The 11,848-nt window shown below is 64.1% G+C and carries 12 protein-coding genes and 1 pseudogene; 6 read left to right on the top strand and 7 right to left on the bottom strand.

The window, feature by feature from the left end; translation table 11 throughout:
• Positions 1-148 precede the first annotated feature (148 nt).
• Positions 149-1,426 carry an SUMF1/EgtB/PvdO family nonheme iron enzyme gene (locus NH14_RS06085; protein ID WP_035529072.1) on the top strand — a complete coding sequence of 426 codons (1,278 nt, stop codon included), beginning with the start codon at positions 149-151 and terminating at the stop codon, positions 1,424-1,426.
• A gap of 171 nt (positions 1,427-1,597) precedes the next feature.
• Here the strand turns inward: NH14_RS06085 and NH14_RS06090 are convergent.
• Positions 1,598-1,894 (bottom strand): annotated as a pseudogene (locus NH14_RS06090) (helix-turn-helix domain-containing protein); the annotation flags it as partial.
• Between the two features lie 364 nt (positions 1,895-2,258).
• The gene (locus NH14_RS33395) at positions 2,259-2,687 is read right to left on the bottom strand and encodes a hypothetical protein (protein ID WP_237179516.1); all 429 of its coding nucleotides are present in this window, start codon (positions 2,685-2,687) and stop codon (positions 2,259-2,261) included.
• A 338-nt stretch (positions 2,688-3,025) separates the two neighbouring features.
• Here NH14_RS33395 and flhD point away from each other — a divergent pair, with 338 nt between their 5' ends.
• On the top strand, positions 3,026-3,343 hold the full coding sequence (flhD, locus tag NH14_RS06100) for a flagellar transcriptional regulator FlhD (RefSeq protein ID WP_035529079.1): 318 nt from the start codon (positions 3,026-3,028) through the stop codon (positions 3,341-3,343).
• A gap of 17 nt (positions 3,344-3,360) precedes the next feature.
• The gene (gene flhC, locus NH14_RS06105; RefSeq protein WP_035529081.1) at positions 3,361-3,933 is read left to right on the top strand and encodes a flagellar transcriptional regulator FlhC; all 573 of its coding nucleotides are present in this window, start codon (positions 3,361-3,363) and stop codon (positions 3,931-3,933) included.
• Here flhC and NH14_RS06110 read toward each other — a convergent pair.
• Positions 3,890-5,494, bottom strand: coding sequence for a sensor histidine kinase (locus NH14_RS06110; protein WP_035529082.1), 1,605 nt, complete (start codon positions 5,492-5,494; stop codon positions 3,890-3,892). The genes flhC and NH14_RS06110 overlap by 44 nt on opposite strands.
• 179 nt (positions 5,495-5,673) lie before the next feature.
• On the opposite strand from NH14_RS06110, the gene NH14_RS06115 reads away from it, so the two are divergent.
• Positions 5,674-6,321 (top strand): response regulator, encoded by a 648-nt coding sequence (locus NH14_RS06115; protein WP_035529083.1) that lies wholly within the window; start codon positions 5,674-5,676, stop codon positions 6,319-6,321.
• Positions 6,322-6,488: 167 nt separating this feature from the next.
• Positions 6,489-6,899, top strand: a complete 411-nt coding sequence (locus tag NH14_RS06120; RefSeq protein WP_035529086.1) for a response regulator — start codon at positions 6,489-6,491, stop codon at positions 6,897-6,899.
• 18 nt (positions 6,900-6,917) lie between these two features.
• On the opposite strand, the gene NH14_RS06125 is transcribed toward NH14_RS06120, so the two are convergent.
• The 4 genes from NH14_RS06125 to NH14_RS06140 all read right to left on the bottom strand — a co-directional run bounded on the left by NH14_RS06125 (position 6,918) and on the right by NH14_RS06140 (position 10,224).
• Positions 6,918-7,718 (bottom strand): DUF2182 domain-containing protein, encoded by an 801-nt coding sequence (locus NH14_RS06125; RefSeq protein ID WP_035529088.1) that lies wholly within the window; start codon positions 7,716-7,718, stop codon positions 6,918-6,920.
• Positions 7,715-8,359, bottom strand: a complete 645-nt coding sequence (locus NH14_RS06130; RefSeq protein WP_035529089.1) for a DUF1326 domain-containing protein — start codon at positions 8,357-8,359, stop codon at positions 7,715-7,717. Before NH14_RS06130 ends, NH14_RS06125 begins: the two co-directional genes overlap by 4 nt.
• 173 nt (positions 8,360-8,532) lie before the next feature.
• A complete protein-coding gene (locus NH14_RS06135; protein ID WP_035529090.1) occupies positions 8,533-9,237 on the bottom strand; it encodes an SDR family oxidoreductase in 705 nt (234 codons plus the stop codon).
• Positions 9,238-9,318: 81 nt separating this feature from the next.
• Positions 9,319-10,224, bottom strand: a complete 906-nt coding sequence (locus NH14_RS06140) for a LysR family transcriptional regulator (protein WP_035529092.1) — start codon at positions 10,222-10,224, stop codon at positions 9,319-9,321.
• A 145-nt stretch (positions 10,225-10,369) separates the two neighbouring features.
• On the opposite strand from NH14_RS06140, the gene NH14_RS06145 reads away from it, so the two are divergent.
• Positions 10,370-11,848, top strand: a complete 1,479-nt coding sequence (locus NH14_RS06145) for a M20 family metallopeptidase (RefSeq protein ID WP_052148179.1) — start codon at positions 10,370-10,372, stop codon at positions 11,846-11,848.

Raw genomic sequence — 11,848 nt, forward strand, 5'->3', positions numbered from 1 at the left:
TGCGCCGCCCCTGCTGGCGGCGCGCGGTCTTGTGTGTCTCTCGAATCCCCCATTCACGCAATCCCGCCCGGCGGCGCGTAACAGCGTTGGCACGGCTCCTGCGCAGCGGTAAAGTTCGTTCACCGCCCCAATCAGGAGACTCGCCGCAATGCAGCTCCCGTCCCCGCCCACACTCGTCGCACGACTCGCCCAGGCACGCTCCGCCAGCGACGCGCTCTTTGCCGTCGTCAAGCCCGAATTCCTCTACGAACGCCCGATTCGCGAGCGCCACCGCATCGTGTTTTACATCGGCCATCTCGAAGCGTTCGACCGTAATCTGTTCGACAAACGCCTGTTCGACCTGCCGTCCGCCGATCCACGTCTGGACCAGTTGTTCGCGTTCGGCATCGACCCCGTCGATGGCGCGCTGCCCACCGACACGCCCGCCGACTGGCCCAGCCTTGCCGAAGTGCGCGACTATGCTCGCGACGCCCGCGCCCGCATCGATGCGCAGCTCGCCACGCTCGACTTGCCGGCCACTGTCTCCCAGCACGATACCGGCGCCCAATTGCTGAACGTGGCCATCGAGCATCGCCTGATGCATGTTGAAACGCTCTCTTACATGCTTCATCAGTTGCCGTTCGCACAGAAGCTCGCCCCCGCCTCGGCACGCGACATCGCCGATCACCTCTATGTTGCGACGCCGTCGATGATGAGCGTTCCGGCAGGCCGCACCGAACTCGGCATGACGCATGAGCGCGGCGTCTTCGGCTGGGACAACGAGTTCGGCGAAGAACAGGTGGAGGTGGCCGCGTTCGAGATCGACCGCTTTATGGTGACCAACGGTGCCTGGCTCGAATTCATCGCCGATGGCGGCTATCGGCGCAAGGCGTTGTGGAATGACGCCGATTGGGCGTGGCAGGAAACCGAAGGCATCGAACATCCGGTCTTCTGGGTCCGCGCCGACGACGGCTGGCGTCTGCGCACCATGTTCGAGGATATCGCACTACCGCTCGCATGGCCGGTCTATGTGAGCCAGGCGGAAGCCAGCGCCTTCGCGCGCTGGCGCGGCGCACGGCTGCCGACCGAGGCCGAATGGCAGCGCGCGGCGCACGGCGCACTGCCAGGCGCCACCGACAATTTCGACTTCCGGAGCTGGAACCCCGTTGCTGTGGATGCGACACCGGACAGCGCGAGCACGTGGGGTGTGGAAGGGCTATACGGCAACGGCTGGGAATGGACTTCGACGCCATTCGGCCCGCTGCCCGGATTCGAGCCGTTTCCGTTCTACGAAGGTTATTCGGCGAACTTCTTTGACGGCCAGCATTATTCGATGAAAGGCGGTTCCGCGCGCACCGCGGGCTGCATGATCCGTCCTACGTTCCGCAACTGGTTTCAGCCGCACTATCAGTATGTTTATGCGGGATTTCGTTGCGTGCGCAACTGAATAATCAAGTAAGTGGGCACATGTAATCGGGCGGCCCGAGCGCCGGCCCCAATAGACCATCAGGACCGACGCGACAGTGTGGCTAGCCACTGCGCGAAATCGTAAGGCTGATCGGTGTCTAAACCACCGACCGTTTTCGAGCAACGCCCGACATAATACCCCGGCGTCGTCCCCCAGCGTGCGCCGGAAATGGCGTCCCAAATGGCTCTGGTCGAAGACCCGACTTCTGCCGCCACCTCGCAGGGCGGCACGCCATCGCGCAGCATCTGCTGCGCACGGCGTACCCGAACGAGGCACAAGTATCGATGCGGCGACATGCCGACTTGCTCACGAACGAGCGTCGGAAAGCGCGACACGCTCAGGCCCGCTGTCCTTGGCGAGCGTCGCGAGTGTAACCCGCTGCGCGAACGCGCTCTCGATGAACGCAACAGCCTGCCAGATCGGCATCGACGTGCCACAACGCTGCATCGCCCCGGTCGGAGTCATCTGCGCTTCACCGCGCGTAGTCGAGCACTCGGGCCATCTCATCGCTCCTTGATTCGCTCGCACGAGGCGACCTTCAACGGCGGATAACGCTCGCAAAGCTGCGCAAACAGCTCATGCACGAGCGCCTCACCGCCGTCGTCGCCGGACAGCGCCACTCCGTAGACCTCGCGCGCGAGCCGTCTTCGCCGCCAGCCAGGGCGGCCTGGACTGAGGCGATCGCGGAGGTCCCAACGTAGTGGCATGAAAAACGTGGGCTAACACGAAACGGCACTTCGACACTTCGAACGCGCACTTTGCGCCCATGCGGGCGGAAAGTGCGCGCGAGTATGCCGTATCCGCATCGATATCAAACCGATACGAGCGTTTTACCGGCGGGCTTCCAGTGCTCCGCAACGGCCTTGTCCGGTATGCGCACCGTCGCAAGCAGCGGCACGTAGCCATGCAGCCTTGCTTCGTTCACCGCCAGTCGCTCGGAGCGGAGCAGTTCTCCCGAAAGCTTCGTCCCATCCTGGGTTTCAATGCGGTATCCATCAATAGGGCCCCACTGTCCCTTCGGCACGGGTTCTATATAAACGTGCACCATCTTGTCTCTCCACAGGTTTGGAAAATTCCGGAACGCGCGAACGTTCGCCATGGATAAAGCGTACTGGGATAAATATCGTTCGCGGCTTCCTGCCCGCTGGAAGTTGCAGGAAATAAAATTCATTAAAATCAATGAGATGCATAAATTATATTGCAATGTGAAATCACATTCGCCTATATGCAATTCCCTCATGCTGCGTCGCCGCAGATTTTTCTGGCATACGCGACATCATTCCGCAATATGAAATATTTGCAATACCCGATGCGGCCGCCAACCATCGAATACGTCATCACGAAGAACAACTTCAAGAGCAACGGCATCGGGGTGTATCGCTGGCCGCCCTGAATTCGTCTACATATGTAGGAAAACGCTGACAGCACTACTGTTGCGACTACATCAAGTTCGCTGGCCGCTGATTTCATTTGCCCCCCGCCAAAGCAATACTTCCGTCACCCGAGCGACACACGTTCGCGCCAGCGCCAGCAGGTTGCCGGGAGACATATCGAAGTAGCCCTTGAGCGGGGAACATCATGAATAGCGCCGATACTCTGCAGTCCATTCAGGAACTCAACCTGTCCTACCTCGCGCTTGCACAGCGCCTGCTGCGCGACGACCGCCCGGCGGGTATGTTCCGGCTCGGCCTGTCCGGGCAGGTGGCCGACCTGCTGGCCGGACTGACGCTCGCGCAAATCGTCAAGCTCGCGGCCTGCAATCAGTTGCTGTGCTTCTTCCGCATCAACGACCACCAGATGCTGTCCGTGCTGGCGGCGCCCGCGAAGCACATCGATATCGCGCACACGCATGCAGCCGTGCTGCTCGCGGGCCAGCCCGCCGAACAGTTCGCGTGACTGGACCGAGGCGAGCCATGACCAGGATGAGCATCATCGAAGACGCAAGGGAAGTGGTGCGCGCAAGCGCATTGATCGAACTCGGCGCACGGATGCAGGTGCTCGAAAGCGAGCTGGCACTGCCGCGCGATCGGCTGATCCGGCTCTACCACGAGATCAAGGGAGAATCGCCGCCAAAGGGCATGCTGCCGTCGTCCGCCGACTGGTACATGACGTGGCAGGCCAACATCCACGCCTCGCTGTTCTACAACACGTATGTGTTTCTCAAGGACTCGGCGGGCTGCTCGCATCTCGACGCGCTGACCAAGGGATTTCGCCTGTATCGGGAACACTGCGCGCACAACGGTCTCGAGATGCAACTCGATTTGACGCGCGCCTGGACGCTGGTGCGCTTCTTCAACGGCGCAATCCTGCAGTTGACTTCATGCCGCCGCTGCGCGGGCAAGTTCGTGATCCACAAGTACGATGCGCCGGAGGGCAAGGTCTGTGCGATTTGCCAGCCGCCTTCACGCGCGGGCAAGCGCGCGAAGGCCAAGCCGCCCCGCCCTATGCCGGTTCCTCTCGATTCAGAGCGCTCACCGGCAGGCTGACCGACAAGCGAAATCCCTCGCCCGGCGCCGTATCGACAGACACCGCGCCGTTCAATTGCCGGACCCGCTCGCGCATGCCGAGCAAACCGAACGACTGCTCCTTGTGCATCGCGCCGGCCGCCGAGCCGCGCCCGTTGTCGGCCACGCCGATGCGGCACGCATCGCCGTCCAGCACAACCTCGACCTGCACTTCGGTGGCCTCCGAGTGTTTTGCAATGTTCGTGAGCGCTTCCTGGACGATCCGGTACATCGCCGTGGCCGCCGCCGAATCGATATGCAGATCGTCGATGTCGATGACCAGATCCACCGCGATCCCATTGCGGCTTTCGAAATCGCCGGCGAGCCATTCGAGCGCCGGCACGAGCCCGAGGTCGTCGAGCACGATCGGACGCAGCCCGGCTGCGATGTGGCGCACCGATCTCACGGTTTCGTCGATCAACGTCATCATCGAGCGTGCCCGGCCGCGCAGCACCGGCGCCATCGCGCGGTCGTCGAGATCGCTTTCGAGCATCGTCAGGTCGATCTTCAACGCGGTCAGCCGCTGTCCGAGATCGTCGTGCAGTTCGCGCGCGATGCGCTTTTGCTCCTCCTCGCGCGCGGCCTGGATGCCCGCCGAGAGGTGCCCCAGATGTTCGAACTCCTTCACGCGCATGCGCTCGCGCATATCCCGGCGCATGTCGCGGCGCGTGAGCGCAACGAGCCGCGCATAGAGCGTGCCGCTCTCGACCAGCAGCACGATCAGCACGAAGCTCGCCGCCAGCAGGCCATATATCCGCCCTGCATAGAACCCGAGATCGAAGCGGCCGTGGTTGAGCATCGCGGCAAGCGCGATGTCGATCATCCACGCCACCATCACGACCATCAGCCACATGTCGAGCGCCGTGCGCTTGCCGTGCCGCCATAGAATGGCGAGCGCGAACGGGCTCGCCAGCCACACCGCGCCAATCACCCAGCGGTACGCCCAGGTAAAGCGTCCGTTCACGAGGAGATCGGGCAGCAGCGCCTGGCCCGCCGTGGCGAAGACGGTCAGGACGCAAACGAGCGCCGCCACGGCCAGCACGCACAACGCGATCGATGCGCGCGCCGAACGCCCTGGCATGGCGCGGCGATCACCGTGAGCGGCCTTGCCGAGCAGCACATAGGCCGTAGCGAAGCAGGGAAAACCGGCGTGCCAGAACATATAGATCCACGCGGTGCTCTGCGTGCCGGCACCTAGCAACCCGGCGGGTGCGAACAGGCCCGGAAACGTGAGGCCATGTGCAATAGTCATGCCGGCGGTGAAGAGATAGCCGCTGCCGAGGGCGAGCAGCGCACGCGAGCGCAGCGAATTGAACTGGCCGAACAGCAGCATGGCCGTAATCAGGTCGTTCATCACCAGCGCCGATTCGTAGATCGGGATGAACGCCCCCACCACCGGCAGCGGACGCTTCGCAAACGGCGCAAATACCGCGAACAGCGCGCAGCTCGCGAAGATGACCGTGAGCGCGAGCCGCCGCTCGCTGCGCCCCGCGGGCAAGGTCGAAAGAAACATCTGGTTGCCGTCGTCTCGATCGCGACCCATGCGCCTGCCTGGAAATGAATCAGGAGAAGGCATTTGAGCAGAGGATGCATGTCGAAGGCAACTATTGCATACTGCCTCCTGGCAACAGAATTATCCGCAGCGGGATGATCCACAGCGGCTCGCCGCAAACATCACTTGGCTTTCCCGCAACCAGCGGCACAGCTGGAGGACACCCACCCATGACCCAGGTTTTGATCGCCGACGACCACGCGCTCGTGCGTGACGGTCTCCGCCATATCCTGCAGAACGCCAGCGGGTTCGACGTGGTCGGCGAGGCGCGCGACGGCGTGAGCACGATCGCGCTGATCCGCTCGACCCCGGCACACGTGCTGCTGCTCGATCTGTCGATGCCGGGACGCAACGGCGTCGAGTTGATCAAGCAGATCAAGGAAGAAAAGCCCGAACTGCGCATTCTCGTGCTGACCATGCACGCCGAGCAGCAATACGCGGTGCGGGCGTTCAGGGCCGGCGCGTCCGGCTACCTGACCAAGGAAAGCGCCGGCGCGGAACTGGTTTCGGCCGTCACCAAGGTGGCGGCAGGCGGCGTGTATGTGAGCCTCGCAATGGCCGAGCAGTTCGCGCAGAGCCTGAACGAACCGGCCGACGCGCTGCCTCACCAGCGTCTTTCCGACCGCGAGTTCGACGTGTTCAGGCGCCTGGCCGCCGGCGAGACCATCACCGAAATCGCTCAGGCGCTCTGCGTGAGCGCGAAAACGGTCAGCACTTACAAGACGCGCATCCTCGAAAAAATGCGCGTCCCGCACGAGGCCGCGCTCGTGCGCTATGCGATGCGCCACAAGCTATTCGAGGACAACGACGAGGTCTAGCGCGACCCGGTCTAGAGCGACCCGGTCTGGCGCGACCCGGTCTGGCGCGGCGGCGTGGCTTCTATGCCGATCGGGTAGGAATCCGCCTACACGACTTCCATTTCGCCTACCCGAAGTTCAACCGCCGCCGATTCCCTTGCGCGATGGCGGGCCCGATACTTCTGCACATGGATGCGAACGTCTCACCGAAAGAACTGACCGTCTTCCTCGTCGAAGACTCGGCATCGCTGCGCCGCCGGATCGCGGCGTTGCTCCATACGATCGACGGGGTCCGCGTCGTTGGCGAAGCGGAGGACATCCAGACTGCACTAAGATGCATCGCCGCCTGCCGCCCCGCTGTCGTGATTACCGACTTGCGCTTGCCCGACGCAAACGGGATCGAGTTGATATCGGCACTCGCCCGCCGCGGGCCGCCGGTCGTCACGATGGTGCTGACCAATCAATCGAGCCAGCCCTTTCGCGAAGCCTGCCAGGCGGCAGGTGCACATTATTTCTTCGACAAGACTCAGGAGATCGACAAGGCCCGCAGGGCCATCGAGCGCCTGGCCGAAGCGCACCGCCGGCGTACGGTGCTGTAGCCTTGCGCGACGCATCGCTTACACCAGCAGCGTCGCGCCCGCCCACACGATCAACGCCACGCCCAGTGCATGACCAATGCGCTCGCCGCCAGGCAGAACCTTTTCAACGAAAACGATCAGCGAGAGCGCGGCGATCCACAGCACGTTCATGACGCCGCCGACGAATAGCAGCGCCATCAGCAGCCAGCAGCAGCCGACGCAGTACATCCCGTGCCGCACGCCGAGCAGGAAGCCACCCGCGACGCCGGGGCGCCCATGCCCGATCAGGAAATTGACCGGCGAGCGGCATTGCTTGAGACAAGCGCGCTTGAGCGGCGTGAACTGATAGATACCGGCCATCGCGAGAACGACCGCCGAAAGAACCGCGCTCTTCGACCACAGCATCATTGCCGAAATGAGACCGCGCGGTTGCAGGATCATCTGCAGCCACGACGCGCCAATCGAAAACGCGAGCCACGCACAGAGATAGCCGGCCAGAAGACACAGCGAAAGCACGGCGGTATGCGATTCCGATGCGCCGCGATGCCGGATCACACGGCGATACAGCAGGATCAGCGGCAACGCGCTGGGCGTCATCATCGCGATCATCATGATCCACCACATGACGATCACGGCGGGCAGCGACAGCGCCATGGCGCCTGCGCTGTCGAGCCGGTGCGGGAACAGCGTCGCCGCCGTCATGGCCAGCGCCGACATGCCGGTGCCCGCCCCAGTCCACACGTAGTACCACGATGCCGCCACCACGCCGGCGATGCCGGCCCAGCCAGCAATGCCAGGCGCCGTCACCGCATGGCCACGCCAGCTAGCGACCGGGTTCATGCGGCGGCGCGATGCCGGACCAGCCCCTGGTTATTCAGGTGCAGGCGCGCGAACTGCGCATAGGTGCCGTCCAGTTGCAGCGCGATGTTGCCTTGCGAGCGGCCCGAGCCCGAACCGATTTCGGCAATTTCGTACTCGAAACCGTTCGGCAGGTCGATGCGCGCGCGATGCTCGGCGCCGGACACCGGATTTCGAATCGGCTCGCCGACGAGGTCGAAAACGCCTTCGACATGAACCCGGCCGCGCCTCGCATCGACATCGGCTTCGAAATCGATCTTCGTGAAGATCGGCTCGAACGCCTGCTCGATCGTCGACGAGTAGACCGCGAACATCGTGGCGAATGGTTCGGTATCCTGACCGGTCATGATCTTCAGGATGGCGTCGCGTTGCTCGGGGCTGGCCCGTTCGTCGACGATCGGCTGGCACTTTCCCCGGCCTTCGTGAACCGCCCCGGGCCATTGAAATACCACTGCGATATTGACGCCGTCGAGCCGCACATCGCCGTAGAAGCCTTCGGCGATCGATATCGCTCCCATGGCCTCGCACCAGCCACGAGTCGGCAGCGCGTTGAACTGGCAAGGGCAACCGTATGAGCAATTGCAGCTGATCAACTCGGTGCCCTGGATTTCCCAGGAAATCACGGTCGTTCTCCTGTCACCGGCGCGTTGCCCTTTGATTTGCTTGATGAAAACGTGTGGCACGCTGGGCTGCGTGATTTGAATCTAGTGGACGCACCATGCAAAGTCAAAGCCGTGGCGCGCGGCTATTTTCCGCGCGTCACGGGTTCCAATCACATGGATTCAGACCGGCGTTATCAAACCGATTTCGTCACGCCGCCATCGACGCGAATATTCTGGCCGGTAATGTAGGCCGCGCCATCGGAGGCCAGAAACGCAATCGTGGCCGCGATTTCCTCGCTCGTTCCATAGCGCTGCAGCGGTACGCTTTCGCGGCGCGCTTCCTGCGCGGGCAGGCTGTCGATCCAGCCCGGCAGCACATTGTTCATGCGAATGTTGTACTTGGCCTGTGTGTCCGCGAAGAGCTTCGTGTACGACGCCAGGCCGGCGCGGAACACGGTCGAGGTGGGGAACATCTCGCTCGGCTCGAAAGCCCAGGCGGTGGAGATATTGATCACCACGCCGCCCTGCTGCTTCTGCATGATAGGCGCAACGAGACGCGTGGGCCGAATCACGTTCATCAGGTAGGTGTCCATGCCCCGATGCCAGTCTTCGTCGGAGATATCGAGGAGCGGGCCGCGCGGACCGTGGCCCGCGCTGTTCACCAGCACGTCGATGCGGCCCCAGCGCGACATGGTCAGGTCGACGAGCTTGCGAAGGTCGTCGTTCGACTGGTTCGAGCCCGTCACGCCCACGCCGCCGAGTTCCGCCGCCAGCGCCTCGCCTTTGCCCGAGGACGAAAGGATTGCAATCTTGAAGCCGTCGGCGGCCAGGCGCCGCGCGGCGGCCGCGCCCATGCCACTGCCGCCCGCGGTAACCACTGCCACTTTTTCCACTGTCATGGTGTCAATCTCCGAATATTGGGCCACGCCCAGAATATGCGCACAAAATGCGCTACGTATCGAAAAGAAGCCAAAACCTGCTCACACTGAGGACGCGCTTTCGATCTCCGCGATCAACGCTTTCAGCACCCCCTCTATCGGCCGGGAAAGCCGTCTCTCGCGCATAGTCGTCACGCAGAGGCTGCGCTGGTTGAGCAGCGGTTCGTCCAGGCGCCTGGCGATCAGCGAGAGATCGCTGCCGAGTCCCGCCAGCGAGAGCTTGCTGCCCAGCGTAATTGCTCCGGCCAGCGAAGCAAACGCATGCAAGGCGCTCGAATTGTTGCTCGTGAGAATGGGTTCGAGCGTAATGCCATGGCGCGCACAACATTCGTCGAACAACTGGCGAGCCGTATTGCCGCGCCCGAGCAGCGCGATGGGATAGTCGCGCAGATCGGCGAGCGTGAGCGACGCGTGACGCGCCAGCGGATGCCCGGGCGCGACCAGCGCGCAAACCGGCGACTCGGCGCTGTATTCCACCTGGACCTTCGCCGGATCTCCGCTCGAAAACGACAGCCCCAGATCGACCTCGCCGGTGGCCACCCACTGCTCGACCTGCGAAGGCGTACCCGAGCGCAGATGAAAATGTACCTGCGGCGCAACGGCATGGTGCTCGGCCAGCACATGCGGAAGGAACGAGCGCGTGAAGCCCTCCGTGCAGCCGATGCGCACGATGCCGCTGCCGAGCGCTTGCGCCGTGGCGATTTCAGCGAGCACCGCGTCGCCTTCGAGCAGCGCGCGCCGCGCGTGCCCGGCCAGCCGCTCGCCCGACTCGGTCAGCACCATGCCGCGCGGCATGCGCTCGAACAGCGCCGTGCCCACGTCCTGCTCGAGCTTGCTGATCTGCCGGCTGATGGCCGAGACGGCCACGTGCAGGTTTTCCGACGCCGCCGCCAGCGACCCCGTGCGCGCGACCTCGACGAAGTAGCGCAAAGCAATTCCATGAAGCATGGGCTGATCCGTTCAATGCGGCGCGTTGCCGTTTTGGCAATGCTAACTGCAAATATTGAAATTGTTGCGAATTTTTGGTCTTCCTAGACTGGCTGCATTGCCTGCAATTTATTGCAGTTTCCCGTGCGAGCCAGAGAGAAGCCCCTTGACCGAATCCCGACAAATCTCCATCGACCGCGCGCTGCGCACCTATGACAGCGGCGCGTTTCTCGCCGATCTTCAGCGCCGCGTCGGCTTTCGCACGGAAAGCCAGAATCCCGCGCAGGCCGACGCCGTGCGCGCCTATCTCACCGATGAAGTTGCGCCCGCACTCGCCCCGCTCGGCTTCGCGAGCCGCATCGTCGAGAATCCGGCGGCCACGCGCGCGCCGATGCTGATCGCGGAGCGCATCGAAGACCCGGCCTTGCCGACCGTGCTGACCTACGGTCACGGCGACGTGGTGCGCGGCTACGACGAACAATGGCGCGAAGGCCTCGCGCCCTGGACGGTCACCGTGGAAGGCGACCGCTGGTACGGGCGCGGCACCGCCGACAACAAGGGCCAGCACTCCGTGAACTTCGCGGCGCTCGCCGCGGTGCTCGACGCGCGTGGCGGCAAGCTCGGCTACAACGTGAAACTGATCTTCGAAACCGGCGAGGAAATCGGCTCGCCGGGCCTCGACGACGTTTGCGCCGCGCATCGTGACGCCCTCGCGGCGGACGTGTTCATCGCCTCGGACGGCCCGCGCGTGCTGGCCGAGCGGCCCACGGTATTCCTCGGCTCGCGCGGCGGGGTGACCTTCGAGTTGCTCGTCGACCTGCGCAAAGGCGCGCATCACTCAGGCAACTGGGGCGGCGCGCTGCGCAATCCGGCCATCGTGCTTTCGCACGCGATCGCGAGCCTCGTCGACGCGCGCGGCGCCATCGCCGTGGACGGCCTGCGCCCGCCGCCGATTCCGGCGAGCGTGCGCGAAGCGCTCGCCGACATCGTGCTCGGCGGCGACGAGGACGCCCCCGCAATCGACCCGGATTGGGGCGAGCCCGGCCTCACGCCCACCGAGCGCGTGATTGCCTGGAACACGCTCGAAGTGCTCGCGTTCAAGGCCGGCAATCCCGACGCGCCCGTCAACGCAATTCCGCCCACGGCCAAGGCGACCTGCCAGTTGCGCTTCGTGGTGGGCACCGACGCCGAACACGCGGGCGAACACCTCGAAGCGCATTTCGCGCGGCTCGGCTTCAGCGACGTAAAAGTGCGCGTCACGCAGATATCGGCGGCCACGCGCCTCGACCCCGACGACGCCTGGGTGCACTGGGCGCTCGAATCGCTGCGCGCGTCCACGGGCAAAAAGCCCGCGCTGCTGCCGAACCTGGGCGGCACCGTGCCCAACGACGTGTTCGCGTACACGCTCGGCCTGCCGACGCTCTGGATCCCGCACTCGTATCCCGCCTGCGCGCAGCACGCGCCGAACGAGCATCTGCTCGGCTCGGTGGCGCGCGAAGCGCTAGCCGTGATGGCCGGACTCTGGTGGGACCTTGGCGACGACGCCGCGCGCCTCGCCGCAGGTGCAGCCGCGGGTACGGCCGCAACCAGCCCGCAAGCCCCATCGAAACCGCAAGCGCCGCAATCCTCCGACGCCCTGCTCTGA

The organism is Paraburkholderia sacchari (assembly GCF_000785435.2).
Lineage (GTDB): Bacteria > Pseudomonadota > Gammaproteobacteria > Burkholderiales > Burkholderiaceae > Paraburkholderia > Paraburkholderia sacchari.